Origin of the sequence: Bradyrhizobium lablabi (assembly GCF_018131005.1) — a bacterium.
Classification (GTDB): Bacteria; Pseudomonadota; Alphaproteobacteria; order Rhizobiales; family Xanthobacteraceae; genus Bradyrhizobium; species Bradyrhizobium lablabi_D.
The window spans coordinates 66,253-89,846 of the sequence record NZ_JAFCJK010000014.1 but is presented as its reverse complement, the minus strand read 5'-3'; the positions used below and the strand labels follow the sequence as shown (position 1 = coordinate 89,846).

Below are 23,594 nucleotides of genomic sequence, written 5' to 3'. Positions count from 1 at the left end.
GATATTGCATGGCACCACCGGCAAGGGTGGATGCGTATGATGCCAATGTTGTACCAGGCCTATCAGAATCATGTGGACCTCACGGCGCCATGGCGGACCGGGGCCGCGGCGGCGCTGAAATACCTCAACCTGGTGCCGCTGGGCGCCTCGGAGCGCGCGTTCGGGCGGCTCGCGGCCGCCCTCGAACTGATCTCCCGCTCCAGCCTGACCTACACCCGCCCCGACTACGGCATCGGCAGCGTGACGGTCGGCAACAGGGAATTGCAGGTGACCGAAGAGATAGCCTACGCGACGCCGTTCGGGTCGCTTCTGCATTTCGCGAAACCCGATGCGCCGGAGCAGCCTCGCCTGTTGCTTGTAGCGCCGATGTCCGGCCATTTCGCGACGCTGTTGCGCGGCACCGTGAAGACGCTGCTGCAGGACCACGACGTCTACATCACCGACTGGCACAACCCGCGCGACATCCCGTCCGGCCACGGACGCTTCGGGCTCGAGGATTACACCGACCATTTGATCGATTTCCTCGCCAAGCTCGGCCCCCGCGCCCACATGGTGGCGATCTGCCAGCCCTCGGTCTCGGCGCTCGCCGCGGCCGCCGTGATGTCGGAGGACAACCATCCGGCACGCCCGGCCTCGCTGACGCTGATGGCCGGCCCGATCGACACGCGGATCCAGCCGACCAAGGTCAATGCTTTCGCCAAAAGCAAACCGATCAAGTGGTTCAGGGACAATTTGATCAACTTCGTGCCGCTCCAGTGCAAAGGCGCGTTGCGCCAGGTCTATCCCGGCTTCGTGCAGCTTGCGGCGTTCGTATCGATGAACCTCGAACGGCACATCAAGCAGCACGTCGACCTCGCCAACCATCTCGCCAAGGGCGAGACCGAGAAGGCCGAGGTGATCAAGACTTTCTACGACGAATATTTCGCCGTGATGGACCTGCCGGCGGAGTTTTATATCGAGACGGTCCGCGACGTGTTCCAGGAGCATCTGCTGCCGCAGGGCAAGCTGATGCACCGCGGCCGCCCGGTGGACCCGGCCGCGATCAAGCGCATGGGACTGATGACCGTGGAAGGCGAGAAGGACGACATCTGCTCGGTCGGCCAGACGCTCGCCGCGCAGGACCTCTGCACCGGCGTGCGCACCTATCGCAAGGTGCACCACATGCAGGCCGGCGTCGGCCATTACGGCGTGTTCTCGGGCAAGCGCTGGAACAACGATATCTACCCGCTGCTGCGGGATTTCGTGCATGTGAATTCGTGAGTCGTAAGCGGGCAACTCCATCAACGCAGTGACGGTTGCCGACGGCTAGCCACGCCTCCCCCCACGCAGTAGTGTCCCGGCACGACGACCCGCTCAAGAATCGTCCCGGAGAAAACTTTCATGCGCCCCTCAACTCACTTCCGCACCCTTGCGCTCGCCTTTGTCGGCGTCCTCGTCCTCGTCCTCGCCACAACCGCATCCGCCGCCGAAATCCACGTCATGATCTCGGGCGGGCTCACCGCCGCCTACAAGGCGCTGGTGCCGGAGTTCGAGCGCAAGACCGGACACAAGGTCGTGACCGCCTACGGTCCATCGATGGGAACGACGGTCAACGCCATTCCGGTGCGGCTCGAACGCGGCGAGCCGGCGGACGTGCTGATCATGGTCGGCTACGCGCTCGGCGACCTCATCAAGCAGGGCAAGGTCGTGGCCGACAGCCGCGTCGATCTCGTCAAATCACCGATCGGAATCGCGGTGAAGTCTGGCGCACCGAGGCCTGACATTAGCTCGGCCGACGCCGTGAAGCGGGCATTGTTGTCGGCGAAATCGATCGCCTATTCCGACAGCGCCAGCGGCGTCTATGTCTCGACAGAGATGTTTGACAAGCTCGGCATTGCCGCCGAGATGAAGGACAAGGCGCGGAAGATTCCGGCGACCCCGGTCGGCGAGATCGTCGCCCATGACGAGGCTGAGATCGGCCTCCAGCAGATCTCCGAGCTCAAGCCCGTCGCCGGCATCGACATCATCGGCCCGTTGCCGGAGCCCTTGCAGAAGATCACGGTGTTCTCCGCCGGCATTGCCACGGCTTCGAAGTCGCCCGACGCCGGCAAGGCGCTGATCAGCTTTCTCGGCTCGCCGGAAGCGCGCGACGCGCTGGTCAACAGCGGCCTCGATCCGATCCCGGCAGGCGCGACGCATTAGGAGTGCCTGCTACTCGACTATCAAAAATCGGCGCTACTTCGTCTGGGTCCGAATCGGCGTGTCCTTCAGGCCGTTATTGTCATAGGCCTTGCGCAGCGTGCCGTTGGCGGTCGCTTCCGTCACGAACTTGGCGGCGAAGGCCGCGGCGAGTGGATGGTTGAGCGGCACGGCGACCGCGGTCACGGTCTGCTTGAACGTCTCATCGAGCACCCGCGTGCCGGGAATCTTCTTCGCCATCGCGTTGAGCTGGTCGCGCGACAGCGCGAAGGCATCGACCTCGCCATTCTTCAGGAGATTGAAGATCTCGTCATAGGTCTGATAGCCCGTGACCCTGGCGTGCTTGAGATGCGCGATCGCGCCGCGCATGGTGGTGGTGTTATTGACGGCGGCGACCTTGATGCCGTCCTGGTCGAGGGTTGCAAAATTCGTCACCGTCGAACCCGGCTTGACGATGTAGGTTGCGTCCGCAACCTCGTAGATCGGGCCGAAGCTCATCTTGCTCTCGCGCTCGGGATCCTTTGGCAGGAAGGTGACGTCCCAGGTGTTCTTGGCCGCGGCGTCGGTGATCTGTCCGGAGTTCTGGTGCGCGACATACTCAACGGGTACGCCGAGCTGCGCCGCCATCTCCCTGCCGAGATCGACAGGGACGCCGGCATAGCCGCCAGCCTCGCTCTTGGTCGACCAGAACGCACCGCCCGCCGGGCTGATCGCGATCGCGACCCTCAGCTTGCCGGTCGGCGCAATCTCGTCCTTCAGGGTATCGGCATTGGCAGGCGCGGCCATGATCATCACTCCCAGGGCTAGGCCAGCCAGACGCGACAATGGATGAGACATCGGACTTTCCTCCACGCCGGATCTGATGCCCGGCTCGGCGGGCAACAAACCCCATGCGGGGGGTCCGCGCAACTGCAAGATTGCACAAGAAGGCTATCGCCGCGGTCTACCTGACGCGGATGGTGATCTTCTCGGAGACGACAGGCGGGCTGAACGGATAGTGCTTGGCGTCGCCGAGCACCAGTTGCAGCGTGTGCTTGCCGGGAGGCAGCTCCATGCGGGTCTCGGTCTGGCCCGCACCGAAGTGCAGATGCGACTTGTCCGATGGAATCGGCTCGTTCGTATTGAGGGGCTCATTCACATCGACCAGGAGGTGATGATGGCCGCTGTTCGCATAGTCGTCGCCGGCATGGGTCACGCCCATGTTGCGCAAGCCGAAGCGGCACCAGAACGTGCCCCTGACGGTCACCCCGTCGCGCGGCCAGATGAAATACAGCTTGGCGTCAGGTGGCGCCGGCTTGTTTTGCGCGCTGGCGGGACCCGCGAGCAGCGCCACCGCCGCCGCAAGCAGGATCGAACGTGAAGTCTTCATCGCCCCCTCCAAGGACCTGACGTTTGAGCATGATCTCCTCGGAAGCCGCTTTCCGCGCCTCCGGATCATGCTTCAGGGTGACAGCGCGACCCGGAAGCCATGGGTCGGATATCGAACGTTGGCGTCGTAATTGTCGCGATTGGCCGGGCGGACATAGCGCGCGTCATTCCGCCAGGAGCCGGAGCGGATGACGTGGGACGAGCACTCGCCGCCCTGCCAGACCGCACCATCGGCCGGCGCGCCCTGGTAATTCCGGTGCCAGCAATCCTCGACCCACTGATCGACCCCTCCGCCCATGTCGTAGAGGCCGAACGGATTGGGCTTGAAGCTGCCCACCTTGAGGGGCTGCTCCGCGCTGGCGTCGCCGCCGCAATCCTTGCAACTAGCCGCGCCCGATTGCATCTGGTCGCCCCACCAATATTTGGTCTGCGTGCCGCCGCGCGCCGCGAATTCCCATTCGGCCTCGCTCGGAAGCCGGTACGCCTTCTTGGTGCGGTCGGCGAGCCACGTCACATATTGCTTGGCGTCGGTCCAGCTCACGTTCGTGACCGGCGCGTCGTCCTTGCCGGTCGCCGTAAAGCCGCAGGCCTTGGCCCCCGCGCATGCATTCCATTCGCGCACCGTGATCGGGTATTTGCTCATCGCAAACGGCCTCACCGTTACCCGGTGGATCGGCCGCTCCGACACGTCGTCATTGCTGCCCATCGAAAAGCTGCCGCCGGGCACGGAAACCATTTCGGGCTCCGGCCCGGATGCCGCAGCCGGCGGCGCTGCCGCGGACGGGCTCGCCGCGGGCGCTGGCTGGGGCTGGGGCTGGGGCTGGGGCGAAGGAGCGGCGCTCGGCGCGGGAGCCGGACTCGGCGCGACCTGCGTTGGGGCAGGCGTCGCTTCCGGCTGCTTCGGCGCCACCGTTGGCGATGGCGCGGGAGACGCGGTCGGCGCCAGCGCCACTTGGCTCGGTTTGCCCCGTTGCGCCAGCATGTACCAGAGCGCACCGCCGGCAATGATCGCAATCGACAGGCCAAGCAGGCCGATCAGGATATTCTCGCGACGCTTTCGCGTCCGGTTGTACGCCGCGGCGTCCGGCAGCACGCGATAGACGCGGACCGGGTCAGTGATGTTCTTGACTTTGCGGTCGCCGAGCGACTCGTAGCCGCAGACCATCTTGTGCTTGATCTGCTCGTAGATGCCGCCTGAGATGTAGACCTCGCCCGGCGCAGCAATCCCCTCCAGACGCGCGGCCACATTGACACCGTCGCCATAGATGTCGTCGGGCTCAATGATGATGTCGCCGAGATTGACCCCGATCCGGTACTCGATCCAGAAGTGCTTCGGCACCGCGGCATTGCGGCCGACCAGGTTCTGCTGGATCACGATGCTGCATCTGACAGCCTCGACCGGACTGTCGAACATCGCAAAGAAACCGTCGCCGGTGGTCTTGACCAGCTTGCCGTGGTGTTCGGCAATGGTGGGTTCGATGAGATCGCGCTGGATCCGCTTGACGCGGTTATGCGTACCCTCTTCGTCAAGCTGCATCAGCCTGCTGTAGCCGGCGATGTCGCCCGCAACGATCGCAGCAAGGCGCCGCGGCGCCGCGTCGTCGGACGGCGGCCTGCCGGACTTGCCTGACTTGAAATCGCGAATTTCTCCCATAGGTCGGGCGGCTCCACAAACCACGGATAGCAGTGATCGAGGCGCGACAGGCGCCTGAGTCCCCGAAACCCTTGCACAGAGTACCACACCGCCGGGTCGGAACAAGTTCACGGACTCTGGGAATAGGTTCACGGACTATTGGAGAAGGTTCACGCACAATTGTGCGGCGCGTGAGCGCGGCCCGCTCGCGGTGGATGCTGCCAGTTATCCGGATCAACCTTAAATAGCGCAGCAAAACGTCACCGCGGTCAAGGTGCCTGCGCGGCAGGCGTCCTGATTTCGCGTGGGAGAATAATCGCGGCCGCGATCGCCAGCAGGCAAAGCGCGGCGAAGGCATGCAGCATCGTGGCGAAGCCGCCCTGCTCGTAGAGCCATGCGACGAGACCCACCGATGCGCCCGCCGCGGTGAAGCCGACAAAGTAGCGCACCGCATAGGCGCGCGAGCGCCATTCCTCGGTGGTGTATTTGCCGACCATGGCATCGTTGACCGTCACCTGGCCGAAGGCTCCCATCACGATTCCGATCGAGACCACGATCAGCGGCAGGTTCGAGAGGCTTGCGGCGAGATAAAGGAACGGCGCCAGCATGAACGACAGCGGCAGCGCGACCGCCTTCAGAGAGTAGTGATCCAATAGCCGGCCGATCGTGTACTGCGTCATCGCGCCGAACACGTAGACACCGGCCGCGATCACGCCGAGCAGCGCCGGGCTCCTTGTCAGATCGGCGAGCCGTTCGGCGAACAGCTTTGGCAGCGCCACGGTGACCGCATTGAACGTGGTCGAGATCGCGATCACCACGATCAAGAGTGACACGATCACCCGCCACATGTCTTCCTTGGCAACACGTGCCTGCGCGGCAGCCTGCCTGCTGCCCTTGCGATCCTCATGCATCACGGTCATCGCGAAAGCGATGCCGAGCAGCACGGTGACGATGCCGGGCACGATGAAGGCCCAGCGCCAGCCGAAATACTGGCCGATCACGCCGGTGACCAGCGCCGAAGAGGCGACGCCGAGATTGCCCCAGACGCCGTTGATCCCCATTTCGCGGCCGAGCCTGTCGGCATAGGACACGATCATGGCGGTGCCGACGGGGTGATAGATCGAGGCGAAGATACCGATTGCGAGCAGCGCCGCGCCGAGCTGCAGCGGCGTTTGCACGAAGCCGACCGAGATCATCGATAGCCCGATCCCGACAAAGAAGATCACCATCATGTGGCGGCGGCTCCAACGGTCGCCGAGCCAGCCGGTGAGCAGTGAGCCGGCGCCGAAGGCGACGAAGCCCGGCGTCGCATAGGGCAGGAGTTCCGAGTAGGCCATGCCGAGCGCCGGCCCCATCACGATGACGGCGGCAGCGAAGATCAGCATTGAATAGTGATCGATGAAATGGGCGGCGTTGACGAAGCCGATCACCCTGCCGGGGCTGTTCATGGGACAGTCCTTAACTCGAATCCTCAACGGATGCGAAATAGGTTATAGGTGCTTGTCCTGACGGGATGCCGCCAATGACTATCGCCGAGCTGCCAATTGCCGCAATTCTCAAGGGCCAGCGCACGACCGGCGATGGCGTGCACCTCGTCGCGCGCAACTATGGCAAGGGCGTGCGACTCGACACCCACATGCACCGCGAGGCCCAACTGGTCTATGCCGCCAAGGGCACCATGCAGGTGACGACGCCGAAGGGCCGCTGGCTGGTGCCGCCGGATCGTGCGGTGTGGGTCCCTGCCCTGCTCGCGCATGCGATCGACGTGCTCGCCGACATCGAGATGCGGACGCTCTATTTCGACCAGGCCTGGCTTGCGCGCGAGGAGCGCAGCGAAAGCCTCGACAGCGAATTCGTCGTGCGGGTGTCGCCGCTGCTGCACCAGGCGATCCTCGCGCTGTTCGACCCGGACAACGGCCGGGAGCGCACCGAAATCCTGATCAAGCTCGTGATGCTGGAGCTGCACCGCGCCGAGGACTCCGCGACCTTCATCCCGTTGCCGCAGGAGCCGCGCTGCCGCCGCGCCGCCGACATCGTGCTGTCGGATCCGACACGGGATCACGACATCGAGACGCTGGCTCGCGAGGTCGGCACCTCGGCGCGGACCTTGTCGCGGCTGTTCTCGGCGGAGACTCAATTGAGCTTCAAGAGCTGGTGCCAGCGCGCGCGCATCGCGGCGGCGATCGAGCGGCTGTCGACCGCCGGGAACGTCTCGGTCAAGCAGGTCGCCGCTGACCTCGGCTATGCCAGCATGCCGGCATTCTCCCACGCCTTCCGCCAGGTGACCGGCAAGACGCCGACGGAGTTCGCGGAGAAGGCCTGAATTATACCTTTGTCGAGTCCTGACATATTTCTGTACACTCCATGCGCTTGATTCCGGTCCCCTCGGCCTTAAATCGATGTAAGGTTCGGCATCATCCGGATACGCCCCGCCAATGGCCAACGCCTACTTCTCCGATCTGCTCTCCACCATCTCAGAACGCGGCCGCATCCTGCTCGGCCGGGCCAGTGCCGCCAACGACAAGCAGGACGCCTGCGAGCTGCTCGAATTGTGCGAAGCGTTGCTGTCGGGCCGCGGCGAGGCATCCGGCACCGCGATGGCGCGCGAGGTGCTCGACCGCTATCATCATCTCGATGCCGCCGGTCGCCTGTGTTTCTTCCAGGCTCTCGCCAACGATTACGGTCCCGACCAGGCACGGCTTGCCCAGGCGATCGAACACTGGCGCACGCAAGCCGATGGCGACGATGCGAGCGATTTGCATTTCGCCTCCGAACCGCGCCGGCAGGAATTGATCCGCCGGCTCAACCGCGCGCCGGGCGGCACCAGCGACCTCGTGTCGATGCGCTCGGATCTGCTTTCATTGATGAAGGGCAACAAGGACCTCGCAACGCTCGACCGCGACGTCGTTCATCTGCTCTCGTCCTGGTTCAACAGGGGATTTCTCGTGCTGCGCGGGATAGACTGGTCGTCTCCGGCCAATATTCTGGAAAAGATCATCCGCTATGAAGCCGTGCACGAGATCCGCGACTGGAATGACCTGCGCCGGCGCATCGATCCGGTCGACCGCCGCTGCTACGCCTTCTTCCATCCGGCATTGGCAGACGAGCCCCTGATCTTCGTGGAGGTCGCGCTGACCGAAACGATTCCTGGTGCGATCGCCCCGCTGCTTGCCGAGGAGCGCCAGCCGGTGCCGATCGAGCGCGCCCGCACCGCCGTGTTTTATTCGATCTCAAACACCCAGCGCGGACTCGGCGGCATTTCCTTCGGCAGTTTCCTGATCAAGCAGGTTGTCGAGGAACTGCGCCGCGAACTGCCGAAGCTCGACACCTTCGTGACGCTGTCGCCGGTGCCTGGCTTCATGCAGTGGCTGAAGGAGGCCAAGGACGTTCCTGTCACCGACGAGGAGCGGACGCTGCTGGAAAGCCTCGACAAGCCCGATTGGATCGAGAACGCCGAACTGACGTCGCAACTGCGCACCGTGGTCGAGCCGCTCGCAGCGTATTATTTCCTCAAGGCGCGCACGCCAAAGGGCCGGCTGATCGACTCGGTCGCACGTTTCCATCTCGGCAACGGCGCCCGGCTGGAGCGAATCAACTGGCTTGGCGACGTTTCCCCGAAGGGCCTGCGTGAATCCGCTGGCGTTATGGTCAACTATCTCTACCGCCTCGACGATATCGAGAAGAACCACGAGGCCTACGCCAACACCGGCGAGGTGATCGCCTCGAGCGCAGTGAAGAAGCTCATCAAGGGCGAAGGGCGCAGGCTGCTCGATATGCGGTTGTCGTAGGGTCGACTTCCCCGTCATAGCGAGCGAAGCGACTCGTCCGCCGTAGCCTTGGCGAAGGCGGAAGCAATCCACTCTCACCGCGGAGGGATGGATTGCTTCGTCGCTTCAGCGCAATTGCTTCGCGATTTTGTCGGGAGCTCCTCGCACTGACGGCGATGTTGCGATCACCGTCCCGCTCGTCAGACCGGCTGCTCAGAACTTCGCTCTCGCCATCAAGCGGACCGTCCGGCCCTGGCCCGGGGAGATGTTGTTGTCGCCGTCGGCGGATGCCCAATAGCCCTTGTTGAAGACGTTCTCGACGTTGAGCTGCGCGCTCCAGGTCTCGTCGATCTTGGCATAAACCGCAGCGTCGAACCGGACGAAGCTCGGCAGGCGAACAGTGTCGTCGTTGGTCGCGAAGGAATCGCCGAAGTAGATGACGCCCAGCGCCGCGCTCCACATCGGCGTGAACTGATACTTGTTCCACCAGGCAAACTGATTGTACGGCACGAGCTGAACGCGGTTTCCCGCCACAATCGGCGGCAACACCCCCGAGGCCGTCAGGTCCTTGGCGATGCGCGCGTCGGTGTAGGCATAGCCAAGCTGCGATTGCCAGCGGTCGGTGATGTAACCGTTCAGACTGACTTCGAAGCCGCGCGACGTTGTGGCGCCGTCGGGAATGGCGAGCCCTGAGCCCGTCGGGGCGTTGGGGACGGGAATCGGCTGATTGGTCCGTTGCAGGTCGTACACCGCTGTCTGCAGCAGAAGCTTCGGATTGATGTTCCACTTCATGCCGATTTCGACGTTCTGGAATTTTTGCGGCTGAAGGATCAGGGTGCCGTCTGTGAGGGCGCTGAACTGGTCGCCCGATGAAGGCAGGTAAGAGACGCTGTAGGCGGTGTAGACCGACATCGCGTCGATCGGCTTGATGATCACGGCACCCTGCGGCGACACCAGATTGTCGACGCGGCTGCGGTTGATGTTAGTGTTCATGTCGGTGGACGCCATGTCGAACCGGTCGAAGCGCGCACCGGCAATCAGCTGCAGCCCGCGATTGATCTCGATCGTATCCCGCGCGTAGGCCGACTGGATGTTGAGGCCGTATTTGCTGTTGGAGTCCGGCGACTTGACGCCGTCGCCATCGTCCGTAGCCGTGAAGTGATGAACGAAGGTTACCGTGCCGAAATAGGTCGGCGCAAACGGATTCTGCGTGATGGTGTTGATGCCGGTCGGTGTGCCGTTCGGAAACAGGCCAGTATTGCGGATATCCACACCGGTCTGGCGGCCGAATTCCGTGCCGAACCCCAGCGTGTGGAATACCGGGCCGGTCCAGGTCTTGTAGGTGAAATCGGTCTGGTTGAAGACGTTATCGCGATCGGTCGTATGCTGATAGGCGCCGAGATTGAAGAAGGTGTCGGTCGGATCCACAGCACCCGAGAGTGGCCCGCCGGTCGGATAGACATTCTGATAGAACTTTTTGTAGTCGGCGACGATGGTGCCGTTCCTGCCGGTCAGCCCGTTTCCGAAATCGTGCTCGATAACCGCCATCCCTGTCTGCACGGTCGCTTGCGCGGTGTTGAGACTCGGGCTGCCGAAGAACACCGAGAGGTCGCCGTTCGGCGCGAACGGCGTCGTCGGATTGAAGCGCGTCGCCCCGCCCGGAAGCGCCTGCGAAGGATTGCCGCGGTCGGAGGTGCGGCCGTCGTGGAAGTATTCGTAGCTCAGCTTCACCTTGGTGTCGTCGTCGGGCTTCAGCGTCACCGTCGGATTGATGCCGTAGCGCTCCAGGTGGTTGAAATCGCGGAACGCGTCCGACCCTTCGTACATCAGGTTCAGTCGGGCCGCGACGTTGTCGTTGATGGCCTGCCCGGCGTCGAGCGTGACGCGGCGGTCGCCCCACGAGCCGGTCTGTGCGGTGGCTTCGTAGACGCGGTTGCCGTCGGCCTCCTTGAGCGTGCGGTTGAGCAGGCCGCCGCCGGCACCGCGGCCGAAGGTCAGCGCGCTCGGACCCTTCAGCACCTCGACACTCTGGGCGTTGTACAGGTCGCGGAAATACTGCACGTCATCACGAAAGCCGTTGACGAAGAAGTTCGCACTGGAGTCGACGCCGCGGATCACGAGCTCGTCGCGGTTGCCTTCGCCCTGGTGCACCGCGACGCCGGGGACGTAGCGGGTGACGTCAGTGAGATTCTGGGAGTTCTGGTCGCGGATCAGTTCCCTGGTCACGACGTTGAGCGTCTGGGGGATGTTGATGATCGGCGTGTTGGTCTTGGTCGCGACCGATGTGCTGTTGGCAAAATAGCCTGACGTGCCGGTGCGGACATCCTGTGACTGCGCGAAGGGCTTCGGCTCCGCCGCAGTTTCCGGCCGCCGTGCCGTCTGCGTCCGGCGGCTGCGCGCAGCATTCGTGGTGCGCGATGCGGCCGGCGCATTGCGGCGGCGTTGCCCGTCCGGAGCGGTGACAGTGACCGGCGGCAGCGAGGAAGCGCCGCTCTGTCCCTGCGTCGACTGCGCCTGCGCGGCAGACATCGCGAGCGGAATGCCTGGAGCGAGGCTGCTTGCCGTGAGCAGCGACAACTTCGCGATCGCAGCGATGCCGCGTCTGGTCTGCGATTGTGGTTTGATGGTCATGACGCCGTCCCCAAGCAACTCCCGCCTTTCCCCGAAGGCGATGCGTGGTCCTCTAGAGAAGCGGCGTGTTACGCGTCCAGATGACGCAGCCGGAAAAACTTCTCCGTGATCGCGGAATAAAATCGAGACGAATGATCGGGCGGGCTACGCGCAATCGTCACAAATTCGAGAAGCTCAGAAAAACAAACGGCTTCCGTTGATCTGCGCGTTCACGGCGCGAAACAAAAAGCGGCGCTCGCGCGCCGCTTTGCTTGTACAGATTCTAGATTGTAGCGGTTCTAAACTGTCGAATCTCCGACAAAAACTGCGTCAGGCCGCGAGCGCCTTCATCTCCGCATAGAGGTCCGACTTACCCTCAAAACCGATACCCGGCAGGTCGGGCATCGTGATGTGGCCGCGCTCGACGCGGACGCCGTCCGGGAAGCCGCCATAGGGCTGGAACAGGTCGGGATAACTCTCATTGCCGCCGAGCCCGAGGCCGGCCGCGATGTTGAGCGACATCTGGTGGCCGCCATGCGGAATGCAGCGGCTCGCCGACCAGCCATGGGTCTTCAGCACCTGAAGCGTGCGCTGATATTCGCAGAGGCCGTAGGACAGCGCACAGTCGAATTGCAGCCAATCGCGGTCGGGCCGCATGCCGCCGTAGCGAATCAGATTTCTCGCGTCCTGGTGACTGAACAGGTTCTCGCCGGTCGCCATCGCTCCCGGATAGAACTCCGCAAGCGCCGCCTGCAACGCATAGTCGAGGGGATCGCCGGCCTCCTCGTACCAGAACAGGGGATATTCCCGCAGCATTTTGGCGTAGCCGATCGCGGTCTCCAGATCGAAGCGGCCATTGGCGTCGACAGCGAGCTGCGCATCGCTGCTGATCTCCTTCAACACCGCCTCGATGCGCTCGCGATCCTCCGCGAGCGGCGCGCCGCCGATCTTCATCTTCACGACGTTGTAGCCGCGGTCGAGATAGCCACGCATCTCCTTGCGCAACGCCGCGAGGTCCTTGCCCGGGTAATAGTAGCCGCCGGCGGCATAGACGAATACGCGTGGATTGGCGGTCAGGCCATGGCGCTCGGCAAGCAGGCGGAACAGCGGCTTGCCCGCGATCTTCGCCACCGCGTCCCACACCGCCATGTCGATGGTGCCGACCGCGACCGAGCGCTCGCCGTGGCCGCCCGGCTTCTCGTTCGACATCAGCGTGGACCAGATCTTGTCCGGATCGAGATTGTCGCCAGCGGCGTCGAGCAGCGATTTCGGATCGGCCTCGAGGAGCCGCGGCGCAAAGCGCTCGCGGATCAGGCCGCCCTGGCCGTAGCGGCCGTTGGAATTGAAGCCGTAACCGACCACCCGCTTGCCGTCGCGCACGACGTCGGTGACGACGGCGACCAGGCTCGAGGTCATCTTGGAGAAATCGATATAGGCGTTGCGGATCGGCGAGGAGATCGGTTTCGTCACCTCGCGGACATCGACGATGCGGACGGACATAGTGTTGGTGCTTTCCAGGTTGCGGCTCAAGTTCCCGCCGCACTGTCATTGCGAGCGAAGCGAAGCAATCCATTGTGCCGAATGGGAAGAATGGATTGCTTCGCCGCGTCACTCCTCGCAATGATTGCTGCGGCGGATTCGCGTCAAGACTTCGCCTTGTCGCGGAAATACGGCTCGACCGGGCCGTGGACCTTGATGGTCAGCGGATTGCCGTAGCGGTCCTTGGCGTTACCAGCGGTGACGCGCACCCAGCCTTCGCTGACGCAATATTCCTCGACATTGGTCTTCTCGATGCCCTTGAAGCGGATGCCAATGTCGCGCGCGAGAATCTCCGCGTTGTAATAGGGACTGTTCGGGTCGACCGACAGGCGATCCGGCAGCTGGTCGGGAGTGGTTTCGTCGATGTCGCTCATAGCAAGGCCTCGATATCATTCCTCAATGCTTCGGGCCGAACGGTGGGCGCATGGCGCGCCATCACCTTGCCGGACCGGGCGACCAGGAATTTGGTGAAATTCCATTTGATCGAGGATCCGAGCAGGCCCGATTTCTCCCGCTTCAGGTAGTCGTACAGCGGATGCGCGTTGGCGCCATTGACGTCGATTTTGGCGAACATCGGAAACGTCACGGCGTAGTTGGTTTGGCAAAACTCGGCGATTTGCCTGGCGTCGCCACGCTCCTGCGCGCCGAACTGGTTGCAGGGAAAGCCGAGCACGGCAAAGCCGCGCGGCGACAATGCGGCGTGCAGCTCCTGCAGCCCCTTGTATTGCGGGGTGAATCCGCACGCGCTGGCGGTGTTGACGATCAAGAGCACCTGCCCCTCGAACCGCTGCAGAGGTACGTCCTCGCCGGCCAAGGATTCGGCCGTGAAATCATAGACGCTTGGCATGGTCCTTCTCGCTAGCTCACCGGATCGATCGCCGCCGACGGCGTGCCGGCGGCCTCGATCGCCTCGCCCGCGGCAAGGCAGAGGTCCTCGCGGTAACGGCCGCCGACCAGTTGCACGCCGACGGGACTCCGGCCGACCAGTCCCGTGGAGACGGTTAGCGCGGGAAGTCCCATGAAGGGAATGGCAATCTGCGGCAATTGCGCATGCCACACCCGCGCAAACGACGCCTCGTCCTTGCGATCGAGTTGGTCGGGGAACGGCAATTCGCCGGACACCGGCATCAGCAGCACCGGATATCTTTCGAACAGAGCGAACCACTCGCGCGTCAGCGTTGCACGCCGGATCAGCGTCTTCGAGAGGTCGAACGGATGCACCTTGGCGCGGTTGCCGCGCAGGCAGGCGAGCGCGCCGGGATCGCCCTCGCGCTCAGCGGCCTCCAACTGCGCCTCATAGCCGTCGCCAAGCCAAAGCCTTGTCTGCAGCTCGGCGGGCTCGCGCAGCGGCGGCGTGTCGGCGATCTCTTCCACAGTCCACCCCGCCCGCTCCAGGCGCCTGGCCGCGTCGGCGATCGCGGCCTTCACTTCGGAAACCGGGTTCAAACCGTCGGGATTGAGGCACATCGCGACGCGCTTTTCCGCAGGCGGCCCCTCGAGCGGCGCCGGCGCGTACCAGGGATCGCGGGAATCGTGCGCCGCCATTGCGGCGAGCGAGATGCGGAGATCGTTGACGGTGCGCGCGAGTGGGCCGGAGACCGCGCTGATCTGCGGGCCGATCGTGCGTTCCGGCAGCGCAGCGTTGAAGGCCGGGATGCGGCCCATGCTCGGCCGTAGGCCGTGCACGCCGCAGGCATAGGCCGGATAGCGGATCGAACCGGCGATATCGGTGCCATGCGCGATGTGGCCGATGCCGGCCGCAACCGCGGCGCCCGCCCCGCCCGACGAGCCGCCCGGCGTGATCGCCGGGTCGCGCGGGTTCTTGGTGTCGCCGTGAATGAGATTGGTCGTGAACCAGCGATAGGAGAATGCCGGGCAATTGGTGCGGCCGAGGATCACGGCGCCCGCCTTGCGCAAATTCGCGACCACGGGGTTGTCGACCTTGGCGACCACGTCGCGCTGCAGCGTCAGCCCGTTGGTGGTGGCAAAGTTCTCCTGGTCGACGTTGACCTTGACAGTGACGGGCACCCCGGCCAGCGGACCGATGTCATCGCCGCGTGCAATCGCGGCATCGATGCGGGCGGCCTGCGCCAGCACGTCGGCCGGCCGGTGATCGACCACCGCGTTGATCCTGGGGTTGACCGCGTCGAGCCGGGCAAGCCCCGCCTCCGCCGCCTCCTTCGCCGAGACCTTTCCGGATTTGATGAGGCTGGCCAGCTCCGCAGCCGACAGACGCCAAAGATCCTGCATGTGACACTCCATGTAACGCCCGCCTTTAGAGCATGATCCGACAGGGAGTGCAGCGGTTTTCCGAACCTGACTTCACCATGCCTTGGCACCGCGGGAGTCCGGCGGCCCGCTGCCCAGGGCGTCAGCGGTAATGGGCAATGTAATAGGCGAGATCGGCGATCTGCTCCTTCGTGACCGGCTGCATCACGTCGGCCATTGTGGCGTCATAGCCATGACGGCTGTTGTCCTTGTACTCGGCAAGCGTCTTGGCGAGGTAGTCCTCGCGCTGATTGGCGATATGCGGCACGTTCTCCTTACCCGAGTAGTCGGTGTTGTGGCAGGAGTTGCAGTGGTTCTGCTGCGCGAGCGCCTGACCACGCGCCATCCGCGCGGCATCGCCGGCATCGGCCGGCGGCGCCGGCTTGGGCAGCGTCGCGATGAAGTCCGAGAAGGCCCTGAGATCGTCGTCGGTGAGCGACTTGGCCATCTCGTTCATCGGCTCGAACACACGCAGCTTCTCGCGGAACATGAAGAGCTGGATCAGCGCATAGGGCGCCTGCTGGCCGCCAAGCGAAGGCGTATTCTCGGTTTCCGACGTGCCATGCTCGCCGTGACAGGCAAAACACGGCGCGGCTCGTTCCTGAATGGTTTCTGCGTTCGTGGAAAACGCAAAGGACGCAAGCAGGAGCGCGGGGACCGTCATCTTACGCATCGTTCGCTCCTGGCATTTCCAGTCATTCCGGGGCGATGCGCAACATCGAACGCGGAATCGCCAAATTCCGGGTCTGGCGCTGGCGCACCAGCCCGGAATGACGTTGTTGGTTGTTACTTTGCGGCGACCTTCGATTTGCCGTAGGTGATGCGATAGATGGCACCGTTCCAGTCGTCGGAGACGAGCAGCGAGCCGTCCTTGAGCAGCATCACGTCGACCGGACGGCCGACATATTTGTTGTCCTCGAGGAAGCCGGTCAGGAACGGCTCGATCGACTTCACGGTGCCGTCCTTGTTCAGCTTGACGACGACGATATCACCGCCCTGCTTCTGCGACTTGTTCCAGGAGCCGTGGCGCGCGATGAAGATCGCGTTCTTGTACGACTTCGGGAACATGCTGCCGGTGTAGAAGCGCATGCCGAGCGCTGCCGTGTGCGGGCCCATCAGGCCGACCGGCGCGGTGTAGTTCTTGCAATCCTTGCCCCAGCCGAGCTCCTGGTCGATGATGTTGCCCTGATAGCAGAACGGCGCGCCGAAATCCTCGCCGGCCTTGGCGACCCGGTTGAGCTCGTCCTCCGGCACTGTTTCCGACAGCCAGTCGCGGCCGTTGTCGGTGAAGTACATCTGCTTGTTTTCCGGATTCCAGTCAAAGCCGACCGTGTTGCGCACGCCGAGCGCGTAGACCTCGGCGCCGCTTCCGTCGAGATTCATGCGGCGGATCTGGCCGTGGGCGTCGTCGTGCAGCACGTTGTTGCCGGGCTGGCCGACCGGGACGTAGAGCTTGTTGTCGGGACCGATGGCGATGAACTTCCAGCCATGGGCCTCGTCCTTCGGCAGATTATCGTAGATGACGGTCGGCTTCGGCGGGTTGTCCAGATTGTCTTCGATCCTGTCGATCTTGGAGACCTTGGATAGCTCGGCGATGTAGAGCGTGCCGTCCTTGAAGGCGACGCCGTTCGGGCGATAGAGGCCGGAGGCGATCACCTTGACCGAGCGCTTGCCGTCCTTGTTGACGATGGCATAGACCTTGTCGACGAGGCGGCTGCCGATGAACACCGTGCCCTTGTCGCCCTGCGCCATCGAGCGTGCATTGGCCATGCCGGCGGCATAGACCTCGACGTTGAATCCGGCCGGCACTTTCAACTTGGCGAGCGGCAGCTTGTCGGGTGCGGCCGCGAGCGGCGGCGGCGCCACCGGAGCAAGCTTTGCGGCCGCCTCATTGTCCGGACGCCCGATCATGGGCGAGCCCGGCGGCAGCGGCTGGGCGGCGGGCGCTGCACCGGCCGCGGGCGGATTGGCCGGCTGCTGCGCGGCGGCACCGAACGTGAATGCACCGAAGAATGCACCGGCCAGCAGCAAGCTGCGCGGCGCGAACGAACAATTCATCATGTTGTATTTCTCCCCTACGCGGAAGCCGTCTTGCTTGGCGCTGACAACCGGCGCCAGCGGCTATCCCGCGTCGCAGTCTCCAAATTTGTCCGGACAAATGCAATCGGAAACATCGCCGAAACAACGACCGCATGGGACGTCAAAGCGGTGGGCGACGCGCCGCGCGTCAGTGCCGCCTGATCGAGCGATCCGGACAATCGATGATCGCTTCGGTGAACGGAAACTCCAGCACGATGTCGCCCTCATCATCGGTGACTTCGATGACTGCGTCCAACAGCGCGCCATCGGCGCCCTCGGTCTTCAGCAACTCGCGAATCATGGCTCGCGCCATCTCCCAGGCACGATGGGGATCCCGCAGGATTTCGCCATCCGGGTCGGAAATCAGCTCGTCGCCGATACGGGTGTTGAAAAAGTAACGTGGCATCTGCGGAACTCGGCTCAGTTGGGCGCCCCGTCGCAGAGGGCCAAAACAAAAATCGTGACTAAGACCTCGGGAGGAGGCCTTCCCACCTCGCTCCCCCCTCCAAGATCATCGCTCTGTCGAAAGCGAACAACTGGAAAAAGGTCTGATTGCACGGGGTTTTGAGGGGAACGCACGCACAACATCGTGAAGCCTCGCGACCTGTTCGCCGCGTTGCAACATACGTGCCGCAACGCAACCTTACAGAAAATTTAACTAGCGAACTTTTTCAGGAGCAGTAGTTTGTCCGTGAGGGCGGAAGTTCGTCCGGTGGCAAAAAAGGGAGAGAGCCAGATGGCCTGGAAAGCGCCGAAGATCGTCGAAGTATCGGTCGGCATGGAAATCAACATGTATATGTGCGCGACCCGCAAGTAAGCGGCAGCGCCCTTATATACGTCTAGCGCAGGTGGACGTCCGGGCTCGACGCGCCCCCACGCGGGAGCGCGTTTCGGGTGCGGAGTCCACCTCGCAGCATTTTGGGCCAACGTCATTTCGCCAGGAGCCGGGTCATGTTTCGCGTCGTCGTCCTGGGCGCCGCGGCCGGTGGTGGCGTTCCGCAATGGAACTGCGGGTGCCCGGTGTGCGAGAGCGCACGCAACAATCATCCGGAATTGCAGAGCACCCAGGCCTCGATCGCGGTCAGCGGCGACGGCGCGCACTGGTTCCTGGTCAACGCCTCTCCTGACCTTCGCCAGCAACTGATCGCGACGCCGCAGTTGCATCCGAGAGAAGGTGCGTTGCGGCACAGCCCGATCGCCGGCGTGATCCTGACCAATGGCGAGATCGATGCTGTCGCAGGCCTGTTGTCGATGCGCGAGGGCTCGCCGTTTACGATCTACGCGCATGAGCGCGTGCTGGCGATCCTGGGCTCCAACAGCATCTTCAACGTGCTGAGTGAAAAGAACGTCAAGCGGCAGCCGGTCGAAATCGACCAGGCCTTCGAGCCCGCTTTGCCCGACGGCTCACCTTCGGGACTGGAGGTGCTGCCGTTCGCGGTTCCCGGCAAGGGCGCATGGTACCTCGAGGGCAAGGCGCATCCGGCGGGCGCCGATGGCGTCGGTGATACGCTCGGCCTGCGCATTGCAGACCGGCGCAGCGGCAAATATTTCTATTTCCTGGCGGCCTGCGCTCGCGTAACCGACGATCTCAGGGAGCGTCTCAAGGGCGCCCCGCTAGTGTTCTTCGATGGCACGGTGTGGCGCGACGACGAGTTGATCGCGGCGGGGCTCGGCAACAAGACCGGCCAGGGCATGGGCCATATCGCGATGTCCGGCGATCACGGCGCGATCGCAAGCCTCGCCGGCCTCGACATCGGGCGAAAAGTGTTTTTGCATATCAACAACTCCAACCCGGCGTTGCTGTACGCGTCAGCCGAGCGCAAGGCCGCCGAACAGGCCGGGTGGCAAATCCCCTCCGACGGAACGGAGATCGTGCTGTGAATGTCGTGCCTGCAAGTGGAATGACCGCGCTCTCGATCGGCAGGGGCATCACGCTCAACAGCGCCGAGGAGATGGAGGCGACGCTGCGCCAGATCGGCGCGACGCGCTATCACAGCCTGCACCCGTTCCACCGGTTGCTGCACGGCGGCAAGCTCAACAAGGGCCAGGTGCAGGCCTGGGCACTGAACCGTTACTACTACCAGAGCACGATCCCGCTGAAGGACGCGATGGTGATCACCCGCTTTCGCGATCGCAAGACCCGGATCGAGTGGCGCCACCGCATTGAGGATCATGACGGCGATCTCGGCAATGAAGGCGGCATCGATCGCTGGCTCAAGCTGACCGAAGGCCTCGGGCTCGATACGGCTTACGTGGAGTCGACCGAAGGCATCCTGCCTGCGACGCGCTTTGCGGTGGAGGCCTACGTGCATTTTTGCCGCGACCGCACCCCGCTGGAAGCGATCGCCTCCTCGCTGACCGAATTGTTCGCGCCGAACCTGCACGAGGAGCGCATCGCGGGGATGCTGAAGCACTACGACTTCGTCAATCCCGACATCATGAGCTATTTCAGCCGCCGCCTGCAGCAGGCGCCGCGTGACGCCGGCTTTGCGCTGGAATATGTCAAACAGCATGCGAAGACACCGGCCGAGCGCGAGGCGGTCTGCAACGCGCTGATCTTCAAGACCAACGTGCTGTGGGTGCAGCTCGACGCGCTCTATCACGCCTATGTCGACGGCCACATTCCGCCCGGCGCTTTCGTGCCAAAGACGAGCTAGGACATACCATGGCGAGCCGCAACATCAGTGTCAGCGAGACCAGCCGGCCCAGGCTGCCGCGCCACGCCAAGTTGAAATTCGACGAGACGCGACAGGTCTGGGTGATACTGGCGCCGGAGCGCGTGCTGGCGCCGGACGAGATCGCGGTGGAAGTCTTAAAGCTCTGCGACGGCGTACGCAGCGTCTCCGACATGATCGACATGCTGGCGACAAAATACGCCGCCCCGCGCGAGGCGATCTCAAGCGACGTGATCGCCATGCTGCAGGACCTCGCCGACAAGGGCTTTCTCACTGAAGCGCGCGAGAACGCACCATGAGTGACACGCTCGCCGACAACAACATGGCCGCGGCCGGCCCGAGCGACGGGCTCGCGGTGCTGGAGAGCAGCCGCTCCGCTGCGGAAACCTACGGCATTCCGCTCGCGGTGCTTGCCGAGCTCACGCACCGCTGCCCGCTGCAATGCCCCTATTGCTCGAATCCGGTCGAGCTCGATCGGGGCAGCACCGAGCTCACGACCGAGGAATGGAAGAGGGTCTTGAGCGAACTCGCCGCGCTCGGCGTGCTGCAGATCCATTTCTCGGGCGGCGAGCCGACCGCGCGAAAGGATCTGGTCGAACTCGTGCAGCACGCAACCGACGTCGGTCTATATTCCAACCTGATCACGTCTGCCGTGCTGCTGACAAAGGAAAGGCTCGCGGCACTGGCCGATGCCGGCCTTTGCCACGTGCAGATCAGTTTCCAGGGCAACGAGCCTGTCGTCGCCGACCGCGTCGCGGGGCTGAAGGATTCACACAGGAAGAAACTCGAGGTCGCGAAGTGGACGCGCGAGCTCGAGTTGCCGCTCACGGTGAATGCGGTGATGCACCGGCAGAATTTGCATCAGCTCCCCGACATCATCCAGATGGCGGTCGATCTCGACGCCGACCGGCTCGAGGTCGCCAACGTGCAGTATTACGGCTGGGCGCTGAAGAATCGCGCCGCGCTGATGCCGACGATCGCGCAGATCGAGGAGACCAGCCGCATCGTCGAGGAAGCGCAGGCGCGGCTGAAGGGCACGCTCGCGATCGACTATGTGGTGCCGGACTATTACGCGCTGCGCCCGAAGAAATGCATGGGTGGCTGGGGCCGGCAATTCTTCAACATCTCGCCGGCCGGCAAGGTGCTGCCTTGCCACGCCGCCGAGAGCATTACCGGGCTCGAATTCGAATCCGTGCGTTCCAACCATTCGATCGCATGGATCTGGCAGAATTCGGAAGCCTTCAACCGCTATCGCGGCACGGGCTGGATGCCCGAACCGTGCAAATCCTGCGAATTCCGCGAGGTCGATTTCGGCGGCTGCCGCTGCCAGGCCTTTGCGCTTACCGGCGACGCCGGGAATACCGACCCGGCTTGCGCGCTGTCGCCGCGGCATGAGGAGATCTTCAAGCAGGCGGAGTGCGAGGCGGCGGCCGAGCAGAACCGCTTCCTCTACCGCAACTTCGCCGGCGGCACGCTCGAGATAGAAAGCGACAGCGATGGCGCCTGACGCCGGCACAGGCCGCGCGACCAGGCGTTCCGATCCGTTTGCGCCGCTGACATCGGAATTGATCCCGGTCGGCGACGGCCATGACATCCATGTCGAAAGCGTCGGGCGCGAAGGCGGCATTCCCGCGGTCTATCTGCATGGCGGCCCCGGCAGCGGCTGCCAGCCGGACCACCGCCGGCTATTCGATCCTGAAAGATTCCACGCGGTGCTGTTCGACCAGCGCGGCTGCGGCCGAAGCCGGCCGAAAGGCGGCCGTGAGCACAACACGACGCCGCATCTGATCGCGGATATGGAGACGATCCGCGAACGGTTCGGCTTCACACGCTGGATGCTGGTCGGCGGCTCCTGGGGGGCGACACTGGCGCTCGCTTATGCTCAAGCTCATCCTGAGCGCGTCAGCGGCATCGTGCTGCGCGCAACCTTCCTCGGCACGCGCCAGGAACTCGAAGCTGCCTTCCTGCAATCGCTGCCTCGCTTCTATCCCGTCCTGCACGAGGATTTCCTCGCCGTGCTGCCACCGGAGGAACGCGCGCAACCGCACGAGGCCTATTTTCGCCGCATCCTTGATCCCGACGTCGCCGTGCACGGTCCGGCCGCGCGCGCCTGGCATGACACCGAGCGCGCACTCTCCGAGCACCGCCCGAGCCGCGTCCGGCTCGACCTCGCGTCGTTGAAAGCGCCCGGCTCCCTGCCCTCGACGCCGTTCATGGAGGCGCATTATTTCGCCAATGACTGCTTCATGCAGCCGAACCAGCTCATCGACAATGCCGGCAGGCTCGCCGGCATTCCCGGCATCATTGTGCAGGGCCGCTATGACCTGCTGTGCCCGCCGGCGACCTCCCACGCGCTCGCCGCGCGCTGGCCGGGCTGCGAGGTACGCGTCATCGATGGCGCCGGCCACATCTTGTACGATCCGGGCATCCGCGACGCGGTGATGCGCGCGACCGCCGACATCGCATCCAAGCTGAACCAGAATCCCTCGGCTTGAACCCGTGGCGCTTCCGTTGATCGCGCGCTTCGGCGATAGTCGGTAATCAAACAGGCAAACAGGAGCAAATCATGCCGATTGCCGGACGGGGCATGCTGCTGACATCGATGGACGTCGATCCCGTACACGAGGCTGAATTCAATCGCTGGTACGACCGCGAACATATCGAAGAACGGGTTGCCATCGACGGCTTCACGGAAGCCCGGCGCTACGTCGCCGATGACGGCAAGCCGAAATATCTGAGCCTCTACTCCACTGCGACCTTCGAGGTACTGGATAGCCCCGCCTATCGCACGGCACTCGCCAACCAGACCGAGTGGTCGAAGACCAACATCGCGCGCTTTGAGAACATGATCCGCGGTGTCGCGCGCATTACCATCAGCCGCGGCGCCGGCAGGGGTGCTGCACTTGGCATTATCCGCTTGCGGCCACCCGGCGATGGCGCCGACCGACTGCGCACAGCTTTGCGGGAGCAGCTCGACCCCGCTCCGCTCGACGGCATCATCTCGATGCATCTGCTGGAGAACGATCCCGTCCTGTCAAAGCCGCTCACGGCGGATGCCGCCAAGGCCGATCCCGGCGCCGGCGACTGGTTCGTGCTGGCAGACGCGACGGATGTGAACGCGGTCCCCGCCGCGGTCGCGCGCATCACCGGCAACATCGCATTCAAACCGCTCGTCATCAGCAGCGGCGTCTATCGGCTGCTCTGGGATCTCGCGAAAAGCGATCTTTCACGTAGCTAGCACCTCCGATGCGGCAGGCGCGCCTATGCTGCACTGCCGCATCGCAGTTCGAGATTAACGCCAAACGCAGGTCAGCCGCGCGAATGCCGATGGTGGGGCAATTTTGTCTTTGCGTTCTCTTGAACGGCTCTAATAAGATCAGCGTATGATGCAATTTGAAAAGCGGAAGAACGCTGCGTGAGCGTTCACAATCAGCAATAAGGCCGCGCCGTATCTGGCATTTTTAGCGCGGGTCAAAG

23 protein-coding genes are annotated in these 23,594 nt (G+C 63.8%); 11 read left to right on the top strand and 12 right to left on the bottom strand.

Going from position 1 to position 23,594, the window contains the following annotated elements; all coding sequences use genetic code 11:
• The first annotated feature begins 36 nt into the window (after nt 1-36).
• Together JQ553_RS30995 and JQ553_RS30990 are read left to right on the top strand one after the other, a co-directional pair.
• The gene (locus JQ553_RS30995) at nt 37-1,260 is read left to right on the top strand and encodes a polyhydroxyalkanoate depolymerase (RefSeq protein ID WP_212503860.1); all 1,224 of its coding nucleotides are present in this window, start codon (nt 37-39) and stop codon (nt 1,258-1,260) included.
• A 120-nt stretch (nt 1,261-1,380) separates the two neighbouring features.
• A complete protein-coding gene (locus JQ553_RS30990) occupies nt 1,381-2,181 on the top strand; it encodes an extracellular solute-binding protein (RefSeq protein ID WP_212503859.1) in 801 nt (266 codons plus the stop codon).
• A 33-nt stretch (nt 2,182-2,214) separates the two neighbouring features.
• On the opposite strand, the gene JQ553_RS30985 is transcribed toward JQ553_RS30990, so the two are convergent.
• The 4 genes from JQ553_RS30985 to JQ553_RS30970 form a co-directional block, all read right to left on the bottom strand.
• Nucleotides 2,215-2,964, bottom strand: coding sequence for a transporter substrate-binding domain-containing protein (locus JQ553_RS30985; protein WP_249144707.1), 750 nt, complete (start codon nt 2,962-2,964; stop codon nt 2,215-2,217).
• A 157-nt stretch (nt 2,965-3,121) separates the two neighbouring features.
• Entirely contained in the window at nt 3,122-3,547 is a 426-nt protein-coding gene (locus tag JQ553_RS30980) for a DUF4399 domain-containing protein (protein WP_212503857.1), read from the bottom strand.
• Nucleotides 3,548-3,619: 72 nt separating this feature from the next.
• Nucleotides 3,620-5,200: an SUMF1/EgtB/PvdO family nonheme iron enzyme gene (locus JQ553_RS30975; protein WP_212503856.1), complete on the bottom strand. Its 1,581-nt coding sequence runs from the start codon at nt 5,198-5,200 to the stop codon at nt 3,620-3,622.
• Nucleotides 5,201-5,448: 248 nt separating this feature from the next.
• Nucleotides 5,449-6,627, bottom strand: coding sequence for an MFS transporter (locus tag JQ553_RS30970; protein WP_212503855.1), 1,179 nt, complete (start codon nt 6,625-6,627; stop codon nt 5,449-5,451).
• A gap of 74 nt (nt 6,628-6,701) precedes the next feature.
• Between JQ553_RS30970 and JQ553_RS30965 the strand changes: the two genes are divergently transcribed.
• Together JQ553_RS30965 and JQ553_RS30960 are read left to right on the top strand one after the other, a co-directional pair.
• A complete protein-coding gene (locus JQ553_RS30965) occupies nt 6,702-7,502 on the top strand; it encodes a helix-turn-helix domain-containing protein (RefSeq protein WP_212503854.1) in 801 nt (266 codons plus the stop codon).
• 112 nt (nt 7,503-7,614) lie between these two features.
• Entirely contained in the window at nt 7,615-8,967 is a 1,353-nt protein-coding gene (locus JQ553_RS30960; RefSeq protein WP_212503853.1) for a malonyl-CoA decarboxylase, read from the top strand.
• 192 nt (nt 8,968-9,159) lie between these two features.
• On the opposite strand, the gene JQ553_RS30955 is transcribed toward JQ553_RS30960, so the two are convergent.
• The 8 genes from JQ553_RS30955 to JQ553_RS30920 form a co-directional block, all read right to left on the bottom strand.
• On the bottom strand, nt 9,160-11,577 hold the full coding sequence (locus JQ553_RS30955; RefSeq protein ID WP_212503852.1) for a TonB-dependent siderophore receptor: 2,418 nt from the start codon (nt 11,575-11,577) through the stop codon (nt 9,160-9,162).
• Nucleotides 11,578-11,886: 309 nt separating this feature from the next.
• Nucleotides 11,887-13,056, bottom strand: a complete 1,170-nt coding sequence (locus tag JQ553_RS30950; protein ID WP_212503851.1) for a mandelate racemase/muconate lactonizing enzyme family protein — start codon at nt 13,054-13,056, stop codon at nt 11,887-11,889.
• Nucleotides 13,057-13,199: 143 nt separating this feature from the next.
• The gene (locus tag JQ553_RS30945; RefSeq protein ID WP_212503850.1) at nt 13,200-13,469 is read right to left on the bottom strand and encodes a DUF3297 family protein; all 270 of its coding nucleotides are present in this window, start codon (nt 13,467-13,469) and stop codon (nt 13,200-13,202) included.
• Nucleotides 13,466-13,942, bottom strand: a complete 477-nt coding sequence (locus JQ553_RS30940) for a glutathione peroxidase (protein WP_212503849.1) — start codon at nt 13,940-13,942, stop codon at nt 13,466-13,468. Before JQ553_RS30940 ends, JQ553_RS30945 begins: the two co-directional genes overlap by 4 nt.
• A gap of 11 nt (nt 13,943-13,953) precedes the next feature.
• The gene (locus tag JQ553_RS30935; RefSeq protein WP_212503848.1) at nt 13,954-15,345 is read right to left on the bottom strand and encodes an amidase family protein; all 1,392 of its coding nucleotides are present in this window, start codon (nt 15,343-15,345) and stop codon (nt 13,954-13,956) included.
• Nucleotides 15,346-15,466: 121 nt separating this feature from the next.
• Complete coding sequence (locus tag JQ553_RS30930; RefSeq protein WP_212503847.1) at nt 15,467-16,036, bottom strand: c-type cytochrome; 570 nt, start codon at nt 16,034-16,036, stop codon at nt 15,467-15,469.
• A gap of 113 nt (nt 16,037-16,149) precedes the next feature.
• Complete coding sequence (locus JQ553_RS30925; RefSeq protein WP_212503846.1) at nt 16,150-17,424, bottom strand: sorbosone dehydrogenase family protein; 1,275 nt, start codon at nt 17,422-17,424, stop codon at nt 16,150-16,152.
• Nucleotides 17,425-17,590: 166 nt separating this feature from the next.
• On the bottom strand, nt 17,591-17,848 hold the full coding sequence (locus tag JQ553_RS30920; RefSeq protein ID WP_212503845.1) for a DUF6894 family protein: 258 nt from the start codon (nt 17,846-17,848) through the stop codon (nt 17,591-17,593).
• A 330-nt stretch (nt 17,849-18,178) separates the two neighbouring features.
• Here JQ553_RS30920 and pqqA point away from each other — a divergent pair, with 330 nt between their 5' ends.
• From pqqA to JQ553_RS30885, 7 genes are all read left to right on the top strand, one after another.
• Complete coding sequence (pqqA, locus tag JQ553_RS30915; RefSeq protein ID WP_035635412.1) at nt 18,179-18,259, top strand: pyrroloquinoline quinone precursor peptide PqqA; 81 nt, start codon at nt 18,179-18,181, stop codon at nt 18,257-18,259.
• Between the two features lie 134 nt (nt 18,260-18,393).
• Nucleotides 18,394-19,323 carry a pyrroloquinoline quinone biosynthesis protein PqqB gene (gene pqqB, locus JQ553_RS30910; protein WP_212503844.1) on the top strand — a complete coding sequence of 310 codons (930 nt, stop codon included), beginning with the start codon at nt 18,394-18,396 and terminating at the stop codon, nt 19,321-19,323.
• A gap of 20 nt (nt 19,324-19,343) precedes the next feature.
• Nucleotides 19,344-20,099, top strand: a complete 756-nt coding sequence (gene pqqC, locus JQ553_RS30905) for a pyrroloquinoline-quinone synthase PqqC (protein ID WP_212503872.1) — start codon at nt 19,344-19,346, stop codon at nt 20,097-20,099.
• An 8-nt stretch (nt 20,100-20,107) separates the two neighbouring features.
• Nucleotides 20,108-20,416, top strand: a complete 309-nt coding sequence (gene pqqD / locus JQ553_RS30900) for a pyrroloquinoline quinone biosynthesis peptide chaperone PqqD (RefSeq protein ID WP_212503843.1) — start codon at nt 20,108-20,110, stop codon at nt 20,414-20,416.
• Complete coding sequence (gene pqqE, locus JQ553_RS30895) at nt 20,413-21,624, top strand: pyrroloquinoline quinone biosynthesis protein PqqE (RefSeq protein WP_212503842.1); 1,212 nt, start codon at nt 20,413-20,415, stop codon at nt 21,622-21,624. Before pqqD ends, pqqE begins: the two co-directional genes overlap by 4 nt.
• Nucleotides 21,614-22,612, top strand: coding sequence for a prolyl aminopeptidase (gene pip / locus JQ553_RS30890; RefSeq protein ID WP_212503841.1), 999 nt, complete (start codon nt 21,614-21,616; stop codon nt 22,610-22,612). Before pqqE ends, pip begins: the two co-directional genes overlap by 11 nt.
• Before the next feature lie 71 nt (nt 22,613-22,683).
• On the top strand, nt 22,684-23,355 hold the full coding sequence (locus JQ553_RS30885; protein ID WP_212503840.1) for a DUF4286 family protein: 672 nt from the start codon (nt 22,684-22,686) through the stop codon (nt 23,353-23,355).
• Nucleotides 23,356-23,594 lie beyond the last annotated feature (239 nt).